The organism is Pseudomonas sp. NPDC098747, assembly GCF_044760045.1.
Lineage (GTDB): Bacteria > Pseudomonadota > Gammaproteobacteria > Pseudomonadales > Pseudomonadaceae > Aquipseudomonas.
This window is the reverse complement of sequence record NZ_JBIWAL010000063.1, coordinates 4,917-24,505: the sequence shown is the minus strand read 5'-3', so window position 1 is coordinate 24,505 and position 19,589 is coordinate 4,917. Positions and strand designations below refer to the sequence as shown.

Genomic DNA, 19,589 nt, shown 5'->3' with positions numbered 1-19,589 from the left:
CGAAGCAGCGATCCTCTCCACCTGCAATCGCAGTGAGCTTTATATAGAACAGGATCAGCTGTCGGCGGATATCGTGCTGCGCTGGCTGGCCGACTATCACCATTTAAGCCTCGAAGAGCTGCGCGCGTGTGCTTATGTGCATGAAGATGATGCGGCAGTTCGTCACATGATGCGCGTCGCCTCCGGGCTCGACTCGCTGGTGTTGGGCGAACCGCAGATTCTCGGCCAGATGAAATCGGCCTACGCCGTGGCCCGCGAGGCCGGCACCATCGGGCCGCTGCTGGGGCGTCTGTTTCAGGCAACCTTCAATGCCGCCAAACAGGTGCGTACCGACACCGCCATCGGTGAAAACCCGGTGTCCGTGGCGTTTGCGGCGGTCAGTCTGGCGAAACAGATTTTCAGTGACCTGCAACGCAGCCAGGCCTTGCTGATCGGCGCGGGCGAGACCATCACCCTGGTCGCCCGCCATTTGCATGAGTTGGGGGTCAAGCGCATCGTTGTCGCCAACCGTACGCTGGAGCGCGCAAGCCTCCTGGCCGAGCAGTTCGGCGCCCATGCGGTGTTGCTGTCGGACATTCCAGCGGAGCTGGTGCGCAGCGATATCGTCATCAGTTCGACCGCCAGCCAGTTGCCGATCCTTGGCAAAGGCGCGGTCGAGAGCGCATTGAAGCTGCGCAAGCACAAACCGATCTTCATGGTCGACATTGCTGTTCCCCGGGATATCGAACCGGAAGTCGGCGAGTTGGACGACGTTTACCTCTATAGCGTCGACGATCTTCATGAAGTGGTCGCCGAAAACCTCAAGAGTCGTCAGGGCGCAGCACAAGCGGCCGAAGAAATGGTTTCGGTCGGCGCCGACGATTTCATGGTGCGCCTGCGCGAACTGGCGGCAGTCGATGTGCTCAAGGCCTATCGTCAACAGAGCGAACGTCTGCGCGACGAGGAGCTGCAAAAAGCCCTGCGTCTGCTGGCCAACGGCGGCAATGCCGAAGATGTGCTGGGGCAACTGGCCCGCGGCCTGACCAATAAACTGTTGCATGCACCCAGCGTGCAACTGAAAAAGCTTTCTGCCGAAGGCCGCCTCGATGCGCTGGCCATGGCCCAGGAACTCTTTGCCCTCGAGGGCTCACCGGATAGCTTTTCGGATAAAAAACCGCAATGAAAGCGTCACTGCTCAATAAGCTGGACATCCTCCAGGACCGTTTCGAGGAACTGACCGCGCTGCTCGGCGACGGCGAAGTCATCTCTGATCAGACTAAATTCCGCGCCTATTCCAAGGAATACGCCGAATTCGAGCCGGTCGTACACGCCTATAAAAAGCTGCTCGGCGTACAAGGCGATCTTGAAGGCGCGCAGGCGCTGCTCAAGGACAGCGACCCGGACATGCGTGAAATGGCCGTGGAAGAAGTCCGCGAAGCCAAAGAATTGCTGATCACGCTGGAAGCCGACCTGCAACGCATGCTGTTGCCAAAAGACCCTAACGACGGGCGCAACGTGTTCCTCGAAATTCGCGCCGGCACCGGTGGTGACGAGGCGGCGATCTTCTCCGGCGATTTGTTCCGCATGTACGCGCGTTACGCCGAGCGACGAGGCTGGCGTGTGGAGATCCTGTCGGCAAACGAAGGCGAACACGGTGGCTATAAAGAAGTCATCGCCCGCATCGAAGGCGACAACGTCTACGGCAAGCTGAAATTCGAATCCGGCGTGCACCGCGTACAGCGTGTACCCGCCACCGAATCCCAGGGCCGTATCCACACCTCGGCCTGCACCGTCGCGGTGTTGCCCGAGCCGGACGAGCGCGAAGCCATCGAGATCAACCCGGCGGATTTGCGCGTCGACACGTTCCGCTCCTCCGGGGCCGGTGGTCAGCACGTCAACACGACCGACTCGGCGATCCGCATCACGCACATACCGACCGGCACCGTCGTCGAGTGTCAGGAAGAACGTTCCCAACACAAAAACCGTGCGCGGGCGATGTCATGGTTGTCGGCCAAGCTCAACGATCAGCAAACCGCTGCGGCGGCGAATGCCATCGCCAGTGAGCGAAAATTGCTCGTCGGTTCCGGCGACCGTTCCGAGCGGATTCGCACCTACAACTTTGCTCAGGGCCGGGTGACTGACCATCGCGTCAACCTGACCCTGTATTCGCTTGATGACATTCTCGCCGGTGGCGTTGATGCGGTAATCGAGCCGCTGCTGGCCGAATACCAGGCTGACCAACTCGCCGCGATAGGTGAATAAATGACCATCATTGCGAGCCTGTTGCGCGCCGCCGACCTGCCGGACTCACCCACTGCGCGTCTGGACGCTGAATTGCTCCTGGCCGCTGCGCTGGGCAAATCGCGCAGTTTCCTCCACACCTGGCCCGAGCGCATCGTGCCGAGTGAAGCCGCGCTGAAGTTTGCCGAGTACCTGCAACGCCGCCGCGGTGGCGAGCCAGTGGCTTACATTCTTGGTCAGCAGGGTTTTTGGAAACTCGATCTGGAAGTCGCACCGCACACGCTGATCCCGCGCCCGGACACAGAACTGTTGGTGGAAGCCGCATTGGAATTGCTGTCGGCGACCCCAGCTAAAGTGCTCGACCTCGGCACTGGCAGCGGCGCGATTGCTCTGGCCTTGGCCAGCGAACGCCCGGCCTGGATGGTAACCGCCGTGGACCGCGTGCTCGAAGCCGTGGCGCTGGCCGAACGCAATCGTCAACGTCTGCATCTGAATAACGCCAAAGTGCTGAGCAGCCATTGGTTCAGTGCTCTTGAAGGTCAGCGTTTTCAGCTGATCATCAGCAACCCGCCGTACATTGCCGCAACCGATCCGCATTTGGTCGAAGGCGATGTGCGTTTCGAACCCGCCAGTGCATTGGTGGCCGGTGAGGACGGGCTCGACGATCTGCGTCTGATCGTCGCCCAGGCCCCGGAACATCTGGAGGCCGGTGGCTGGCTGATGCTCGAACACGGCTATGATCAAGCCGAAGCCGTGCGCGATCTGCTGCTGCGCCGTGGTTTTGAAGAAGTCCACAGCCGCACCGATCTGGGCGGCCATCAACGCATCAGCCTGGGGCGCCTGCCGTGCTGAACGATCAGGAATTGCTGCGCTACAGCCGGCAGATTCTGCTGCAACACATCGACATCGACGGCCAGTTGAAGCTCAAGGCCAGTCGCGTGCTGATCGTCGGCCTCGGTGGTCTCGGCGCACCGGTTGCTTTGTATTTGGCGGCGGCGGGTGTCGGTGAACTGCATCTGGCGGACTTCGACACGGTCGATCTGACCAACCTGCAACGCCAGATCATCCACGACACCGACAGCGTCGGCATGAGCAAAGTCGACTCGGCGCTCAAGCGTCTGGGCGCGATCAATCCAGAGATTCAACTCGTCGCCCATCGTCGGGCGCTGGACGAGGATTCCCTCGCCGCAGCCGTTTCGACGGTGGATCTGGTGCTCGACTGCTCTGATAATTTTTCCACTCGCGAAGCCGTCAACGCCGCGTGCGTGGCTGCGCGCAAACCCTTGGTCAGCGGCGCGGCGATTCGCCTCGAAGGCCAACTGTCGGTGTTCGACCCGCGTCGCGCCGAGAGCCCGTGCTACCACTGTCTATACGGGCATGGCAGCGAAGCCGAACTGACCTGCAGCGAAGCCGGCGTGGTCGGGCCGCTGGTGGGATTGGTCGGCAGCCTTCAGGCGCTTGAGGCCTTGAAGATGCTGGTCGGCTTCGGTGAACCGCTGGTGGGCCGCTTGCTGTTGATCGATGCCTTGGGTTCGCGCTTCCGTGAATTGCGCGTCAAGCGTGACCCGGGTTGCAGCGTCTGTGGATCGCAGCATGCGTGAGGCGCCGATCGGCGTGTTCGATTCCGGTGTCGGCGGTTTGTCGGTTCTGGCTGAAATTCAGCGTTTACTGCCCAATGAGTCGCTGCTGTACTTCGCTGATTGCGGGCACATTCCGTATGGCGAGAAAACCCCGGAGTTCATCCGCCAGCGTTGCAATGTGATGGCTGGCTTTTTCCGTGAGCAGGGCGCCAAGGCCTTGGTGGTCGCCTGCAATACCGCAACGGTGGCGGCGGTTGCCGATCTGCGCCACGACTTTCCCGACTGGCCCATCGTCGGCATGGAGCCAGCCGTCAAACCGGCGGCTGCCGCGACCCGCAGTGGTGTGGTCGGTGTACTTGCCACCACCGGCACCTTGCAGAGTGCCAAGTTCGCCGCGTTGCTAGACCGCTTCGCCACCGATGTGCGTGTGATTACCCAGCCGTGCCCCGGTCTGGTTGAATTGATTGAGAGCGGCGATTTGCACAGCGCCGAGTTGCGCAAACTACTTCAGAATTATGTCGATCCGCTGCTGGCCCACGGTTGCGACACGATTATCCTCGGCTGCACGCACTATCCCTTCCTCAAGCCGATGCTCAGCTCGATGATCCCCGAGAACATCAGTCTGATCGATACCGGCGCCGCCGTGGCGCGGCAACTTCAGCGCCTACTGGCCGAGCGTGATCTGCTCGCTGAGGGGCCGCATCAAGCGGTCAGGTTCTGGACCTCCGCCGATCCGCAGCACTTGCGAAACATCCTGCCGCTGCTGGGGCAAACTGACTGCGAAGTGCAAAAATTCAGTTTGTAAAAAATATGTGAAATAACTGAAAAGTCAGCTGAACTTCTGCTCTGGCACTAGCTTCTATAGCGATAAGTTATCTAGAAAACCAAACGATCGTTCCGGAAAAGGAAGTTTCAAAGTGAAGCGACTATTCTGCTTGGCCGCGATTGCGGCCGCATTGATAGGGCAAAGTATTACCGCACAAGCTGCCGGCGTTGAATTCGCGGTGGGGGCCACCAGCGATTCGACCATGACGTATCGCCTGGGGATGAATTTCGACTGGGACACGAGCTGGCTGCAAAGCGACGTCGGTCGCCTGACCGGTTACTGGAGTGGTGCTTACACTTACTGGGACGGTGACAAGACCTCTAGTAACAACAGCCTGTCGTTCTCGCCGGTATTTGTGTACGAGTTTGCCGGTGATTCGGTCAAACCGTATTTCGAGGCGGGCATCGGTGCAGCGGTATTCTCCAACACCAAGTACGAATCCAACAATATTGGCGGCTCGTTCCAGTTCGAAGACCGTCTGGGTTTTGGTCTGCGTTTCAATGGTGGGCATGAGGTCGGGATTCGTGCGACGCACTATTCCAACGCCGGCCTTTCCAGCAACAACGATGGGGTAGAGAGCTACTCGCTGCATTACACGATGCCGTTGTAATCACTACGTTCCAACAGCCTGCATTAAACCCTGTGGGAGCGAGCTTGCTCGCGAAAGCGGATGATCAGTCGATATTGTTTTTGTCTGACACACCGCCTTCGCGAGCAAGCTCGCTCCCACAGTGGTTTTGTATCGTTCGAAGGATCAGCGATACACCGTGGCAATGCCCTGACGCTCTTCAATGCACTCCGGCGCGCCCATTTCGAACTCGCGACAGATCAGCGGGCGCTTCTCGTAAATCGTGCACATCATCGTGTCGCGATCCAGTGCCGCGCACCAGCCGTCGTCCAGACGCAGCATCACTTCGCCGCCCCATTCATCGGTATCGATAAAGCGATCAGGCACGCCCGTGTCAGTGATCAGCATCACTTCGAGCTGGCAGCAGCAGGCTGCGCAGGTCGAGCAGGTGACCGCCGGTTCAGCGATTTGTTGGAGGGGGATGGTCTTCATGGCCGGCAGTGTAAGGCAGAGGTTGCCGCGTGTGTGAAAGCTCTGACAGACGCTCAATGCGCCAAGCGTCGAGCCATCGATGAAGCAACGGAAACAGCAACGCCCAGAGCAGACCGATGCCGATCAGGCTGGGTAACTCGCCGTAGGGAAAATGCACGCCGGCCAAGCGTCCGCCGCCGTAATACGACAGTGCACCGCCGACGGCCCCGAGCCCACTCGCCAGCCACCAAGGGCGGGCGGTCCATTGCAGGCAGTGACGCAACGTGGTCGCCAGCAATGCCCACAGCAACATCAGCCACAGCGGAATCAGCGGAGACGAATCCTCAAACATGAACACGCCGAGGCCGCGCAAAACGCTATCCACCGCCGTGCCGACGATCACCACGCTGAGGATCAAACGTCCCTCTGCCGCCCAACTGCTGATCCAGCACAGATGAATCACCAGCACCGCCAGCGACAGCAACAGCCATAAACTGTTGCCGCCGAGCACACAGGCCAGCCAGCCGATCTGGAACAGCACGGCATTGGCGATCCGCTCAAGCATCGAAGCGTCCGAGCAGCGGCGCCGGCATGGCTGCCGGTTTGGCCAGCAACAATTGCGCGGTGCCGATGGTGCGTTCCAGAAAACCACCCTCGCAGTAGCACAGGTAGAACTCCCATAGCCTGAGGAAGTAATCGTCATAGCCCAGTTCGCTCAAGCGGCCGTGCGCGCGGCGAAAATTCTCGTGCCACAGGCGCAGGGTTTTGGCGTAGTGCAGGCCGAAATCTTCCATGTGCAGGAGGTTCATGTCGGTGTCGCGGCCAACGATTTCGAGCATCTTCTGCACACAGGGCAGGGCGCCACCGGGGAAGATGTAGCGCTGGATGAAATCCACGCTGCGCGTGGCCTGCTCATAACGCTGCTCGCGAATGGTGATCGCCTGCAACAGCATCAAACCGTTGCTCTTGAGCAACTGCGCACATTGCTTGAAGTAGGTGGGCAGGAAACGATGGCCGACCGCTTCGATCATCTCGATCGACACCAGCTTGTCGTACTCACCGGTGAGGTCGCGGTAATCCTTGAGCAACAACGTCACTTGATCTTGCAAGCCCAGTTGTTCGATGCGCTGCGCGGTAAATGCGTACTGCTCTTTCGACAACGTGGTGGTGGTCACGCGGCAGCCGTAATTTTGCGCCGCGTAAAGCGCCATGCTGCCCCAGCCGGTGCCGATTTCCAGCAAGTGATCGCTGGGTTTGAGCGCGAGCTTCTGGCAGATCCGCTCCAGTTTGTTCAGTTGCGCCTGTTCCAGGTTGTCTTCGGGGGTCAGAAACTGCGCCGCCGAATACATCATGGTCGGGTCGAGAAACTGTTCGAACAGATCGTTGCCGAGGTCGTAGTGCGCGGCGATGTTTTTCTGTGAGCCTTTGCGCGTGTTGCGATTGAGCCAGTGCAAACCTTGCACCAGCGGTCGGCCAACACGGGCCAGGCCACCTTCCATCGCATCCAGTACATCGAGGTTACTGACGAACACCCGCACCACCGCGGTCAAGTCCGGCGAGCTCCAATAACCGTGGATAAACGCCTCACCCGCGCCGATCGAACCGTTGCTGGCGACCATGCCCCAGACTGCCGCGTCGAGTATGTGGATCTCGCCCACCAAAGCACTGCCGGGGGCACCGAAGAGCATCCGCTCGCCATCCTCGACCACCACAAGCTGACCGTGTTTGAGGCGGGCCATTTGCCGCAACACGCCCCGACGCAGCAGCGAACCGGTCAAACCGTTGGTGCTGAGCCGGCTGACCGACAGACTAGAGGATTTCATGGCGGTGTTCCTTGGTAGGCACAGTAGCGGTTTGAAAGCTGCCATCGGCAGCCTGATGAGCAAAGATCGGTGCACGTTTAAGCAGCAGTCGCACGGCTTGCCAATAGATCGCCAGAGCGGTTTTCGCGGTCATCCAAGGGAAGCGGCGCAAGTAGCGGTGCAGGCTGTGACGGTCGAGCGTTTCGCGTTGCAGATTGAGCGTGGCGTCGAACAGTTTGTGCTCGCCCTGCCAGTCGGCCATGTGTACGCCGAGGGTTTGCGCGGCGGGGCTGAAGCTCATGCGGTATTCGAGATCGCGCGGCAAAAACGGCGAAACATGAAAGGCCTTGGCCACCGCAAAATGCTGATGAGCGCTTTGCGCATTGACCTGCGTGCGGGCTGGCAACACATAGTGATAACGCTCGCGCCACGGCGTGTTGGTGACTTCACAGACAATCGCCGCCAGTTGCCCGTCGGCCTCATGGCAATAAAAGAAACTCACCGGATTGAACGCCAGACCCCAACTGCGCGGTTGCGTCAGTAGGCACACCGAGCCTTGCGGTTCATGGCCGATGGCGAGGCCGACCTGCTGGCGCACGGCATCGATCAAGCGCATGCCGGTGGCGGTGAAGGCCTTGAGGTAGTCGGTTTCGCGAAATGAAAACGGCGCAAAGCGACTGCGGCTGGCCAACGCCGACAGGCCGAACAACGCGTCCTGCTCATTCAGATCGAGGTACAGCAAACCGATCCGGTAACGAAATTCATGCCGGCGCGGGGAGAAGCGCCGATGGCCGATCCAACCGCTGTAGAGGGCGCTGTTCATAGGGTTTCCCCGAACGCGGCCGCCACGCGCAATGCGCTGACCACGCCGTCCTCATGAAAACCGTTGGCCCAATAAGCGCCGCAGTAGTGGGTGTGCCGGACGCCATCCAGTTCGGCCCAGCGGTTCTGCGCCGCCACTGCGGCGAGGCTGAACTGCGGATGGGCATAGGTGAAGCGGGCCAGCACTTTGTCGGGGTTGATGCCGGCGCTCTGGTTGAGGCTGACGCAGAACGTGGTATCGCTTTCGATGCCCTGGAGAATGTTCATGTCGTAGGTGACGGCCGCGTGGGTGTGACCGGCACCACTCAGGCGATAGTTCCAGCTGGCCCACGCCAGTTTGCGCTTGGGCAACAGTTGCGTGTCGGTGTGCAACACCACTTCGTTGTCGGCGTAGGGCAGGGCACCGAGGATCGTGCGTTCGGCCTCGCTCGGGTTGGCGAGTATTTGCAGGGCCTGATCGCTGTGACAGGCGAACACCACTTTGTCGAAGTGCTCGATCCCCGCCGGGCTGTGGATAACCACGCCGTGTTCGTCGCGATCCACTCGGTTCACCGGACAGTTCAGGCGAATCCGGTCCTTGAACGCGGCGGTCAGTGGCGCGATGTAAGCGCTGGAACCGCCCTCGACGACTTGCCATTGCGGGCGATCACTGACTGACAACAGGCCATGATTCTTGAAGAAGCGTACAAAAAACTGCAGCGGAAAATTGAGCATCTCGGCCATCGGCATCGACCAGATCGCCGCGCCCATCGGCACGATGTAATGCAGGATGAAACGCTCGCCGTAGCCGCCGGCCTTGAGGTAATCATCCAGGGTCATGTCGGCATCGATGCGCAGCTCGATGAGGTCGCGCTGGGCTTCTTTATTGAAGCGCAGAATGTCGCGCAGCATGCCCCAGAACCCCGGCGACAGCAGATTGCGCCGCTGGGCGAAAAGGCTGTTGAGGTTGTTGCCGTTGTATTCCAGGCCGCTGTCCGGATCGTTGACCGAGAAACTCATTTCGGTCGGCTTGAAGCCCACGCCGAGCTGGCCGAGCAGGCGGATGAAATTCGGGTAGGTCCAGTCATTGAACACAATGAAACCAGTGTCCACGGCATATTCGCGACCCTCGACGCTTACCTGCACCGTGTGCGTGTGACCGCCGACCCAGTCGCCGGCCTCGAACACCGTGACGTCATGTCGGCGATTGAGCAGGTGCGCGCAGGTGAGTCCGGCGATGCCGCTGCCGATAATGGCGATTTTCATGCTGGATCTCGAAGCGGCGGCGGTTTGCGCACCATGCGTTTACCGATTGCCAGTTGCAGCCCCGTCGGCAGTTTTGACAAGGGCCACAGCGCGGCCATGAACAGTGCCGGGAAGGCGATTTCCAGTGGCCGATCCTTGAGCTTGGCGAAGATGTGCCGGGCGGCTTTATCCACAGGCCAACTGAGGGGCATCGGAAAATCGTTCTTGGCGGTCAGCGGTGTTTCGACAAAACCCGGGCTGATCACCGTGACTTCGATGCCCTCGTCCGCAAGGTCGATGCGTAACGATTCGAACAGATAGCGCAGCCCTGCCTTCGATGCGCCGTAAGCTTCCGCCCGAGGCAGCGGCAAGTAAGTGACCGAACTCGCCATCCCGACCAGATGCGGCGCAGTACCTTTGCGCAGTAACGGCAGGGCGGCTTCGATGCAGTAGGCGCTGGCGAGCAGATTGGTGCGCACCACGTGCTCGACGATGGAAGAATCGAATTGCCGTGCATCGACATACTCACAGGTGCCGGCATTGAGGATCACCGTGTCCAGTGATCCCCAGTCCTCGGCAATTTGCTGGCCGATTTCCCGCACGGTCTGGCTGTTGGTCAGATCGCCCGCCACCACCAGCACTTGTCCCGGATAGCGTTGCGACAACACTTTGAGTGGGGCGACCTGGCGCGAGCTGACGGCCAGATGCGCGCCGGTGGCGAGGATGCTTTCTGCCAATGCTGCGCCAATGCCACTGCTGGCACCGGTCAGCCAGTAACGCCGTGGAGGTGTAAGACTCATCCCATTCTCCTTTTCAGCCAGGCGATTACCCGGCCCAATATTGGCAAGTGTTCATACAGCAGCGCCCCGGCATCGAAATAATCCCGATGGCGATAAACCTTGTCGCGCCACAGCAAGTGCGAGCAGCCGCTAACGCGAATCTCGCACCCGTTGGCCAGACGCGGATGGCGATAACTCATGACCCAACGCAGGTAGCCTTCACCCTCGCCAATCTGGTCGTAACCGTGAAAATCGAACCGCAGCTCGCTGACGTTGGCGTACAGCTCACCGAAGTAATCGCGCAACTGCGCCAACCCCTGAACTTCATGCAGCGGGTCGGTGAAGTGAATGTCGTCGCTGTACAGCTCGCCCAGGCGTTGCAGGTTGTCTTTGTTCAACGCTGAAAATTGCCGGGCGAAGCTGCGCAGGAATTCACTCATGATCGACCCCGGCTGGTTGGCGTGAGGGCAGGTTCTTGAACGCGGTCAGCGCCCGTTCCCGCGATGCACTCAAGTTGACGATCGGCGTTGGATAATCCGCCACGCCGAACAGGCCGCCGGCACTGGCCGGGTTATGCACCTGTTTTTTGTCGAGGCCGGCCAGTTCAGGCAACCAGTGCTTGATGAACAGGCCCTCGCTGTCGAATTTTTCCGACTGGCTCAACGGGTTGAAAATGCGGAAGTACGGCGCCGAATCGGTGCCGGTTGACGAGCTCCACTGCCAACCGCCGTTGTTTGCCGCCAGATCACCATCGATCAAATGGCGCATGAAAAACCGCTCGCCTTCGCGCCAGTCGATCAGCAGGTTCTTGGTGAGGAACATCGCCACGACCATGCGCAGGCGATTGTGCATCCAGCCGGTTTCGAGCAATTGGCGCATCGCCGCATCGATGATCGGCAGCCCGGTACGCGCCTCTTGCCACGCCGCGAGTTCGTCCGGGGCGTCGCGCCAGGCCAGGGCTTCGGTCTCGGGGCGGAACGCGCGGTGGCGCGAGACCCGTGGATAGCCGACCAGAATGTGTTTATAGAACTCGCGCCACAGCAGCTCGTTGATCCAGGTGACAGCGCCGACCTTGCCGCTTTCGAATTCGCCCTGATTGCTTTGCAGGGCGGCGTGCAGGCATTGCCGTGGCGAAATCACACCAGCGGCCAGGTACGCCGAAAGCTGACTGGTGCCGGGCTTGGCCGGGAAGTCGCGTTCGCTTTTGTAGTAATCGATTTGTGCGTCGGCGAAGGTGTCGAGGCGACGTCGGGCTTCCTGTTCACCGGTGGGCCACAGGGCGCGCAGGGCTTCGCTCGGTGTGGCGAAGCCGGTGACGGATGCAGGAACCGGATCGCTGTCGATGTCCAGCGGCGACTGCTTGCCGGGTGCAGGCACCAACGCCGGCATCGAGCGATGCAGGCGTTCATAGCAGACCTTGCGAAACTGGCTGAACACCTGGAAGTACGTGCCGGTTTTGGTCAGTACGGTGCCGGGCTTGAACAGCAATTGATCGAGGTAACTGTGAAATTCGATGCCCTTGGCCTGCAAAGCCTCGGCCACGGCCGCATCGCGACGGCTTTCGTGGATACCGTATTCCTCGTTGACGTGCACTGCCTCTATGTTCAATTCGCGGCAGAGCTTGCGCAGTTCTGCCGGCGCCTGATCCCAATGCGCCGCCGTACGAATCAGCAAAGGAATGTTCAGTTGGCCGAGACTTTTGCTCAACTCGTGCAGATTGCGCAGCCAGAAGTCGACCTTGCAGGGAGCGTCGTCGTGTTCTTGCCATTGCTGCGGGCTCAACAGGTACACAGCGACCGTCGGGCCACGCGCTGCGGCAGCCGCGAGGGCGGTGTTGTCATGTTGGCGCAAGTCGCTGCGCAGCCAGATCAATTGCATAGGGGTAATCGTCACGTCCATTAAATCAGCCCACGCTGAACGAGTGCCTGGTGTGCTGAAAGCGGATCTTCAGCCAGGTACAAATCAGCAATCTCGGAAGTTCTTACGGACAACTCGGCGTGGTGGATGCACACCGTTGGTCCGACGATCATTTTCGGGCAAGCGACGCCAGCCAAAAGTTTCGGCAACTGCGCAAGCTGCATGGCTTTGCTGGAATACAGCAGTACGCCACGGGCTTGCAGGTGTTCGACGGCCAGTGCCAGCTCCCCGGCCGGCAGTGGCCAGTCAAACACTTGCACCGGGCAATCAGCGCTGCTGATCAGCCACGCGCACAGCCACAGATGCGGTTCCAGTGACAGGTCGGAATGATTGATCAGCAACATTGGCGCGGCGTGCAATTGCCGATTGTTATGGTAGATGCGCGCGCCAAATTTGCTGCGTAGCCACGAATAAAAAAACACTCGCTCCATCTGCGCGCCGAACTGGCCTTGCCAGCGCTGTTCGAGTTCGGCCAATAGCGGCAGCAGCAACTGCTCGCACAGCGTGCGCGGCGGATACAGCGCCATGGCCTGATTGATGCTGTCGTCGATGCTGCGTTCATTGAGTTGCGTGACGGCCATGAGCAGCGTCTGACGCAACCGTTGCCAATCGTTTTCTACCGTTTCGCTGAAGTCTTGCGCAGTGTCGAGCAGCGGCTTGACCTGACTGACCGCGACGCCACGGTTGAGCCAGGTGAGGATCGTCAGGATGCGTTGTACATGCTCGGCCGAATACAGCCGATGACCCTTGGGCGTGCGTTGCGGGACGATCAGGCCATAGCGCCGTTCCCACGCACGCAGCGTGATCGCATTGACGCCGGTCTGCCGTGCCACTTCGCGGATCGGCAACCAGCCTTCGTCGAGGGCTTTCTTGAAGTCGGCGCCGAGGTCTTCCTGGGCGCTGGTGTCGGTTTTGTCATTCATTAGATAGCGTTTCGCAGGCTGAGATTTTCCGGATGCGGTTGCAGATAAACCTGCTGCGCAATGTATGGGTCCGGATGAAGGCGAAAGTGATGTTTGAGCAGCGTCAGCGGCACCACCAGCGGCACAATGCCGAGGCGGTATTGGCCGATGACGTGCTGCACTTCCTGTTTGTCGGCGGCAGTAATCGCCCGCTTCAGATAGCCGCTGATGTGCTCCAGCACATTGCTGTGTGTGCCGCGGGTGGCGCACTTTTTCAGCGCCGCCATCAATTCGCTGAAGTAACGCGGGCCAAGCTCCGCAGGATCGGTGTCGGCCATATTGCCCAGCAGCTTGCCCAGCGCCTTGTATTGCAGTGGGTTGTGGGCCATCAACAGGTATTTGTAGCGCGAGTGGAATTCGGTGAGGACGCGGCGGCTCAGGCCTTGGGCAAGCACGTGCTGCCAGGCGCTGTAGGCGAGTACCCGAGTGATGAAGTTTTCTCGCAACACCGGATCGTTCAGGCGGCCGGCTTCTTCCACCGGCAAGTCCGGGTGCCGCGCGCAGAAGGCTTGTGCGTAGATGCCACGCCCACCGCCATTCACCGGCGCGCCGTTGGCGTGATAAACCTTGACCCGCTCCAGCCCGCAGGAAGGTGATTGCTGCATGAAGATGTAGCCGCATATGTCATTGAGTTCGCCGGCCATTTTCTCGCCGTACTCGGCCAGTGGCGCGGTGACGTTGGTCGAGGGATGGACGGTGCCGACGGCTTGTGGGCTTTGCGGATCGCCAACCAGACGGATCGGTTCGCGGGGGATGCCCATGCCGATGGCGACTTCCGGGCACACCGGGACGAATTCGAAATATTCAGCGAGGGTGCGGCTGCACAGGCGAGATTCCTTGTGCCCGCCGTTAAAGCGAACCTCGGCGCCCATCAGGCAAGCACTGATGGCGATTTTCGGCCGGGACATGGAAAGGTCTGACATGGATACCTCTCGAATCTATACCTGTACAGAGATTGATCTCTGTACAACATTTCTTCAGCATAGATTCATAGCTGTACAAGTCAAATCATTTGTATAAGTTTTGCGCTTTGAATGCGTTTTCCCTGTGCGAGCGAGCTTGCTCGCGAAGGCATCCTTTCAGTTAAATTTGAACGCGCTGACACACCGCATTCGCGAGCAAGCTCGCTCCCACAGTTAGTCCATAGTCACTTCCAGCCTTGTTCCCATTCGGAATGATTTTTCAGGACCTGCCAATCGAACCGTTCGACGCGTTGGGTCAGCACTGCCTGCAATTCCACTTCGAGCACAGTGCCGTCCTCATCGCGAATCAGCTCAGTCACCAGAAAATGCTTTTCACGGTTTTGCGGGTGGGCTGCTGTCCATTTCGACAGCAGCAATTTGCGCGGATTTATCTGATTCACTGCAAGTGCTCATGCAAGCGGCGCGCGGCTTCCTGGCCGCTGAGCCAGGCACCTTCTACGCGTCCGGACAGGCACCAATCGCCGCATGCGTACAAACCCAGATCGGCGTCCGCCAGCGTGCCCCATTCGTGGCCAGTCGCGGGGCGGGCGTAGAGCCAGCGATGGGCAAGACTGAAGGTCGGGGCGGGCATTGCGCAGTGCAGCAGTTCGGCGAACGCGCCGTGCAGTTGCTCGATCACCGCTTCTTTAGGGAGGTCGATGTGCTGTCGGCTCCAGGCACTAGTGGCGTGCAGCACCCAGGTGTCGAGGTTGTTGTCGCGCCCGGGTTTGCTGCGATTGCGCGCCAGCCAGTCGAGCGGGCTGTCCTGTACGAAGCAGCCTTCGATGGGTGTATCCAGCGGCGTATCGAAGGCGAGGGCGACGGCCCACGTTGGCTCCATTTTCACCCCGGCGGCGGCACCGGCGAGTTTCGGCGCAGCGGCCAGCAACGCGGTAGCTTGCGGTGCCGGCGTGGCGATCACCACATGGCTGAACGGCCCGTGAGTGAAGCCTTCGGCGTCTTGCAGATGCCAATGTTCTTCGCCGCGATAGACCTCGGTGATCCGACAGGCAAATTGCACCTCCAGACCCTCGAGCAAGCCGCGCGTAATGGCGCTCATTCGTGGCGCACCGACCCAGCGGGTCTGCTCGTCCGGCGACAGATTCAGTTGGCCGCCCTGAAAGGTGTAGAGCTGCGGTGTCCACTCCGCGACCCAGCCCTGACTTTGCCAGCGCTGTACCTCGGTGACGAAACGCCGATCGCGGGCGGTGAAATATTGCGCGCCCAAGTCCAGCGACCCGGCGTCGCTGCGTTTGCTCGACATACGTCCGCCGCTGCCGCGACTTTTATCGAACAATTGGACGGTGTGCCCAGTCTCTGTCAGAGCCTGAGCTGCCGAGAGTCCGGCGATGCCGGTGCCGATGATTGCGATAGGTACAGTCATAGGGGCCTCGTTTACCTTTCTGTACAGACTACGCCGTCGTTGAAACCTGTACAATTTTGTTTTTTGGTATAACTTCTAGCGTTCTCGATTTGACAGCTTGGCCTATGGTTAAACAATAGAGCCTGCCCGATAGAAAAGATCCCTGTTTATAAAAATAGACTAGAGATCCGGGTTAAAACGCCACGCGAGGAAGATGTCATGCACATATTGCTGACCGGCGGTACTGGTTTGATCGGACGTCAGCTCTGCCGACACTGGTTGGGGCAGGGCCATCGTCTGACAGTGTGGAGTCGACGCCCGGAAGCGGTCGCGAAAATCTGCGGGGCGCAGGTGCGCGCCATCGCACGGCTGGAAGACCTTGGCGAAGAGCCAGTCGATGCAATCATCAATCTTGCGGGCGCGCCGATTGCCGACCGACTGTGGACCCATCGACGCAAAGCGTTGCTGTGGAGCAGCCGCATCAAGCTCACGGAAACTCTGTTGGCGTGGCTAGAGGCACGCGCGCAGAAACCGTCACTGCTGATTTCGGGTTCGGCAATTGGCTGGTACGGCGACGGTGGTGAGCGCGAGTTGAGCGAAGACTCGCCGCCAGTGATCGACGATTTCGCCAGTCAGTTGTGCATTGCCTGGGAAGAGACTGCCCTGCGCGCAGAAGTGTTGGGCATCCGCGTGGTGCTGGTGCGAACCGGTCTGGTGTTGTCGGCCGAAGGCGGCTTTTTGTCGCGGCTGTTGCTGCCGTTCAAGCTCGGACTGGGCGGGCCGTTGGGCAATGGTCGGCAGTGGATGCCGTGGATTCATATCGATGACCAAATCGCCCTGATTGATTTTCTTCTGCATCGTGATCAGGCGAGTGGTCCTTATAATGCGTGCGCGCCAAAACCTGTGCGCAATCGCGAATTTGCCAAGACGCTGGGCAGTGTGCTGCATCGCCCGGCGTTCATGCCGATGCCGACCCTGGCGCTGAAGGTCGGCTTGGGCGAGATGTCATTGCTGTTGCTGGGCGGCCAACGGGCCACGCCGGCACGCTTGCTGGAAGCGGGTTTCACTTTCCAGTTCACGGATTTACGCGCGGCTCTGGACGATCTCTCCAGCCGCCTCTGAAATAGGACGTTGCATGACCGATCACGCCTTGCTTCTGGTCAACCTGGGTTCCCCGGCCTCCACCTCGGTGGCCGATGTGCGCCGCTACCTCAATCAATTTCTGATGGACCCCTACGTGATCGACCTGCCGTGGCCGGTGCGGCGTTTGCTGGTGTCGCTGATCCTGATCAAGCGCCCCGAGCAATCCGCCCACGCCTACGCTTCGATCTGGTGGGAGGAGGGTTCGCCGCTGGTGGTGCTCAGCCGTCGTTTGCAGCAGCAGATGACACAGCAGTGGAAGCACGGCCCGGTGGATCTTGCGATGCGTTATGGCGAGCCGTCGATTGAAACGTGCTTGCTGCGTCTGGTGGCGTCGGGGCACAAGCGCATCACGCTGGCGCCGCTTTATCCACAGTTCGCCGACAGCACCACCACCACGGTGATCGAAGAAGCCAAACGCGTGCTGCGCGAGAAGAAACTCGATGTGCAGTTGTCGATTTTGCAGCCGTTCTACGATCAGCCGGAATACCTCGACGCGCTGGTGGCCAGCGCCAAACCGCATTTGCAGCAGGATTACGATCACCTGCTGTTGAGCTTTCATGGTTTGCCAGAGCGGCATCTGACCAAGCTTGATCCGACGGGGCAGCATTGTTTCAAGAACGAAGATTGCTGCAAGAACGCGTCCCCGGCAGTTTTGGCCACCTGCTATCGCGCGCAATGCCTGCGCACGGCGGCACTGTTTGCCGAGCGCATGGGGCTGGCGGACGGCAAATGGTCGGTGTCGTTTCAGTCGCGTCTGGGTCGTGCCAAATGGATCGAGCCGTATACCGAAGCGCGGCTGGATGAGCTGGCGAAAAGCGGCGTGAAGAAGATTCTGGTGATGTGCCCGGCGTTCGTTGCCGACTGTATCGAAACGCTTGAAGAGATTGGCGATCGCGGCAAGGAACAGTTCCGCGAAGCGGGGGGCGAGGAGTTGGTGCTGGTGCCGTGCCTGAATGACGACCCCCAATGGGCGAAGGCGTTGGCTACCTTGTGTGAACGAGCGCCTTTGGCCCTCTAAAAGCATCGCCAGCAGGCTGGCTCCCACATTGATCTCTGTTGCCACAAATCTTGTGTACCCAGAAGATCCACTGTGGGAGCTAGCCTCCTGGCGATAGCTATCTGTCAGGCAAGAAGGATCTAAAGCCTTTAGAGCAGCGGCTCATCCGCCTTCTTGTTTTTCCAGCCATCATTGCCCGGCAGCAGCAGGTTCAGCGCAATCGCCACCACCGCGCACAGCGCGATGCCTTTGAGGCCGAAGTCGTCCGGACCGGTGCCGGTGCCAACCAGCACGCCGCCAATCCCGAACACCAGCGTCACCGAAACAATCACCAGGTTGCGTGCTTCGCCCAGATCGATCTTGTGACGGATCAGCGTGTTCATGCCCACCGCCGCGATCGAACCGAACAGCAAGCACAGAATCCCGCCCATCACCGGTACCGGGATGCTTTGCAGCAGTGCGCCGAACTTGCCGACAAACGCCAGGCTGATGGCAAAGATCGCCGCCCAGGTCATGATTTTCGGGTTGTAGTTCTTGGTCAGCATCACTGCGCCAGTCACTTCGGCGTAGGTGGTGTTGGGCGGGCCGCCGAACATACCGGCTGCGGTGGTGGCGATGCCGTCACCGAGCAGGGTGCGATGCAGGCCTGGCTTCTTCAGGTAATCACGACCGGTCACACTACCGACTGCGATCACGCCACCGATGTGTTCAATCGCCGGGGCCAAAGCCACCGGAACGATGAACAGAATCGCCTGCCAGTTGAACTCCGGCGCGGTGAAATGTGGGATCGCGAACCACGGTGCGGCGGCAATTTTCGCGGTATCAACGACGCCGAAATAGAACGCCATGGCGAAACCGACCAGCACGCCGGAAATGATCGGCACCAGGCGGAAAATGCCTTTGCCGAACACCGCCACGATCAACGTGGTCAGCAGCGCCGGCATCGAGATCATCATCGCGGTCTGGTAGTGGATCAGTTCGGCACCATCGCCAGACTTGCCCATCGCCATGTTCGCGGCAATCGGCGCCATGGCCAGGCCGATCGAGATGATCACCGGGCCAATCACTACCGGCGGCAGCAGACGGTCGATGAAACCGGTGCCTTTGATCTTCACGGCCAGGCCAAGGAAGGTGTAGACGAAACCGGCCGCCATCACGCCGCCCATGGTCGCGGCGAGGCCGAACTGGCCCTTGGCGAGAATGATCGGGGTGATGAAAGCGAAGCTCGACGCGAGAAACACCGGCACCTGACGGCCAGTGACAATCTGGAACAGAATCGTCCCAAGACCTGCGGTAAACAGTGCCACGTTCGGGTCAAGGCCCGTGATCAGCGGCATCAGCACCAAGGCGCCGAAAGCCACGAACAGCATCTGGGCGCCGGACAGCACCGTGCGCCAGAGCGGATCGTTGAACTCTTGTTGCATGGTCACGCGTCCTTCTGCTTGGTGCCGAAGATCTTGTCACCGGCATCGCCAAGCCCTGGGATGATGTAACCGTGTTCGTTCAAACGTTCATCAATCGATGCGGTGTAGATGATTACATCCGGGTGCGCCTTTTCTACTGCGGCGATACCTTCCGGCGCGGCAACCAGCACCATTGCGCGGATTTCCTTGCAGCCAGCCTTTTTCAGCAGGTCGATGGTCGCAACCATGGAACTGCCGGTGGCGAGCATCGGGTCGATGATCATTGCCAGACGTTCGTTGATTTCCGGAACCAGTTTTTCCAGATAGGTGTGGGCTTGCAGGGTCTCTTCGTTGCGGGCAACGCCCACAGCGCTGACCTTGGCACCCGGGATCAGGCTGAGCACGCCTTCGAGCATGCCGATGCCAGCACGCAGGATTGGCACGACAGTGATCTTCTTGCCGGCGATTTTCTCGACCGACACGGTGCCGCACCAACCTTCGATATCGTAGGTTTCCAGCGGCAGGTCTTTAGTCGCTTCATAGGTCTACA

At 60.0% G+C, this 19,589-nt stretch carries 20 protein-coding genes and 2 pseudogenes; 8 read left to right on the top strand and 14 right to left on the bottom strand.

From position 1 onward, the window contains the following. The 6 genes from hemA to ACIQVE_RS25555 all read left to right on the top strand — a co-directional run. Positions 1-1,162 (top strand): glutamyl-tRNA reductase (hemA, locus tag ACIQVE_RS25580; RefSeq protein WP_402813826.1); only part of this gene is annotated, 1,162 nt, incomplete at its 5' end. Continuing rightward, complete coding sequence (gene prfA / locus ACIQVE_RS25575) at positions 1,159-2,241, top strand: peptide chain release factor 1 (protein ID WP_402813823.1); 1,083 nt, start codon at positions 1,159-1,161, stop codon at positions 2,239-2,241. The genes hemA and prfA, both read left to right, overlap by 4 nt. Then, the gene (prmC, locus tag ACIQVE_RS25570) at positions 2,242-3,072 is read left to right on the top strand and encodes a peptide chain release factor N(5)-glutamine methyltransferase (RefSeq protein ID WP_402813821.1); all 831 of its coding nucleotides are present in this window, start codon (positions 2,242-2,244) and stop codon (positions 3,070-3,072) included. Then, on the top strand, positions 3,066-3,821 hold the full coding sequence (locus ACIQVE_RS25565) for a molybdopterin-synthase adenylyltransferase MoeB (RefSeq protein ID WP_402813819.1): 756 nt from the start codon (positions 3,066-3,068) through the stop codon (positions 3,819-3,821). Before prmC ends, ACIQVE_RS25565 begins: the two co-directional genes overlap by 7 nt. Next, the gene (murI, locus tag ACIQVE_RS25560) at positions 3,814-4,605 is read left to right on the top strand and encodes a glutamate racemase (RefSeq protein WP_402813817.1); all 792 of its coding nucleotides are present in this window, start codon (positions 3,814-3,816) and stop codon (positions 4,603-4,605) included. The genes ACIQVE_RS25565 and murI overlap by 8 nt, the downstream gene beginning before the upstream one ends. A 112-nt stretch (positions 4,606-4,717) precedes the next feature. Beyond that, positions 4,718-5,236, top strand: coding sequence for an acyloxyacyl hydrolase (locus ACIQVE_RS25555; protein ID WP_402813814.1), 519 nt, complete (start codon positions 4,718-4,720; stop codon positions 5,234-5,236). Positions 5,237-5,380: 144 nt separating this feature from the next. Here ACIQVE_RS25555 and ACIQVE_RS25550 read toward each other — a convergent pair whose 3' ends face one another. The 12 genes and pseudogenes from ACIQVE_RS25550 to ACIQVE_RS25495 all read right to left on the bottom strand — a co-directional run bounded on the left by ACIQVE_RS25550 (position 5,381) and on the right by ACIQVE_RS25495 (position 15,517). Then, positions 5,381-5,686: a YkgJ family cysteine cluster protein gene (locus ACIQVE_RS25550; RefSeq protein ID WP_402813812.1), complete on the bottom strand. Its 306-nt coding sequence runs from the start codon at positions 5,684-5,686 to the stop codon at positions 5,381-5,383. Between the two features lie 53 nt (positions 5,687-5,739). Further along, positions 5,740-6,230, bottom strand: a pseudogene (locus ACIQVE_RS25545) (DUF2878 domain-containing protein). Further along, positions 6,223-7,488 carry a class I SAM-dependent methyltransferase gene (locus ACIQVE_RS25540; protein WP_402813809.1) on the bottom strand — a complete coding sequence of 422 codons (1,266 nt, stop codon included), beginning with the start codon at positions 7,486-7,488 and terminating at the stop codon, positions 6,223-6,225. Before ACIQVE_RS25540 ends, ACIQVE_RS25545 begins: the two are co-directional and overlap by 8 nt. Continuing rightward, on the bottom strand, positions 7,475-8,290 hold the full coding sequence (locus tag ACIQVE_RS25535; protein ID WP_402813806.1) for a DUF1365 domain-containing protein: 816 nt from the start codon (positions 8,288-8,290) through the stop codon (positions 7,475-7,477). The genes ACIQVE_RS25540 and ACIQVE_RS25535 overlap by 14 nt, the downstream gene beginning before the upstream one ends. Then, positions 8,287-9,534: an NAD(P)/FAD-dependent oxidoreductase gene (locus tag ACIQVE_RS25530; RefSeq protein WP_402813804.1), complete on the bottom strand. Its 1,248-nt coding sequence runs from the start codon at positions 9,532-9,534 to the stop codon at positions 8,287-8,289. Before ACIQVE_RS25530 ends, ACIQVE_RS25535 begins: the two co-directional genes overlap by 4 nt. Further along, positions 9,531-10,313, bottom strand: a complete 783-nt coding sequence (locus tag ACIQVE_RS25525) for an SDR family NAD(P)-dependent oxidoreductase (RefSeq protein WP_402813801.1) — start codon at positions 10,311-10,313, stop codon at positions 9,531-9,533. Before ACIQVE_RS25525 ends, ACIQVE_RS25530 begins: the two co-directional genes overlap by 4 nt. Then, a complete protein-coding gene (locus tag ACIQVE_RS25520) occupies positions 10,310-10,732 on the bottom strand; it encodes a nuclear transport factor 2 family protein (RefSeq protein WP_402813799.1) in 423 nt (140 codons plus the stop codon). The genes ACIQVE_RS25525 and ACIQVE_RS25520 overlap by 4 nt, the downstream gene beginning before the upstream one ends. After that, positions 10,725-12,170, bottom strand: a complete 1,446-nt coding sequence (gene phrB, locus ACIQVE_RS25515) for a deoxyribodipyrimidine photo-lyase (RefSeq protein WP_402813796.1) — start codon at positions 12,168-12,170, stop codon at positions 10,725-10,727. The genes ACIQVE_RS25520 and phrB overlap by 8 nt, the downstream gene beginning before the upstream one ends. Positions 12,171-12,190: 20 nt before the next feature. Further along, positions 12,191-13,132: a MerR family transcriptional regulator gene (locus ACIQVE_RS25510; protein ID WP_402813794.1), complete on the bottom strand. Its 942-nt coding sequence runs from the start codon at positions 13,130-13,132 to the stop codon at positions 12,191-12,193. Next, positions 13,132-14,094, bottom strand: coding sequence for a YbgA family protein (locus ACIQVE_RS25505; RefSeq protein ID WP_402813792.1), 963 nt, complete (start codon positions 14,092-14,094; stop codon positions 13,132-13,134). Before ACIQVE_RS25505 ends, ACIQVE_RS25510 begins: the two co-directional genes overlap by 1 nt. Positions 14,095-14,318: 224 nt before the next feature. Then, positions 14,319-14,534: a TIGR02450 family Trp-rich protein gene (locus ACIQVE_RS25500; protein ID WP_402813790.1), complete on the bottom strand. Its 216-nt coding sequence runs from the start codon at positions 14,532-14,534 to the stop codon at positions 14,319-14,321. Continuing rightward, positions 14,531-15,517, bottom strand: coding sequence for an NAD(P)/FAD-dependent oxidoreductase (locus ACIQVE_RS25495; protein ID WP_402813787.1), 987 nt, complete (start codon positions 15,515-15,517; stop codon positions 14,531-14,533). The genes ACIQVE_RS25500 and ACIQVE_RS25495 overlap by 4 nt, the downstream gene beginning before the upstream one ends. Positions 15,518-15,715: 198 nt before the next feature. Between ACIQVE_RS25495 and ACIQVE_RS25490 the strand changes: the two genes are divergently transcribed. Further along, positions 15,716-16,618, top strand: a complete 903-nt coding sequence (locus tag ACIQVE_RS25490) for a TIGR01777 family oxidoreductase (protein WP_402813784.1) — start codon at positions 15,716-15,718, stop codon at positions 16,616-16,618. A gap of 13 nt (positions 16,619-16,631) precedes the next feature. Further along, positions 16,632-17,657: a ferrochelatase gene (gene hemH, locus ACIQVE_RS25485; protein ID WP_402813781.1), complete on the top strand. Its 1,026-nt coding sequence runs from the start codon at positions 16,632-16,634 to the stop codon at positions 17,655-17,657. Positions 17,658-17,785: 128 nt separating this feature from the next. Here hemH and ACIQVE_RS25480 read toward each other — a convergent pair whose 3' ends face one another. Together ACIQVE_RS25480 and upp are read right to left on the bottom strand one after the other, a co-directional pair. Further along, positions 17,786-19,060, bottom strand: a complete 1,275-nt coding sequence (locus tag ACIQVE_RS25480; RefSeq protein ID WP_402813778.1) for a uracil-xanthine permease family protein — start codon at positions 19,058-19,060, stop codon at positions 17,786-17,788. Between the two features lie 2 nt (positions 19,061-19,062). Then, positions 19,063-19,589 (bottom strand): annotated as a pseudogene (upp, locus tag ACIQVE_RS25475) (uracil phosphoribosyltransferase); the annotation flags it as partial.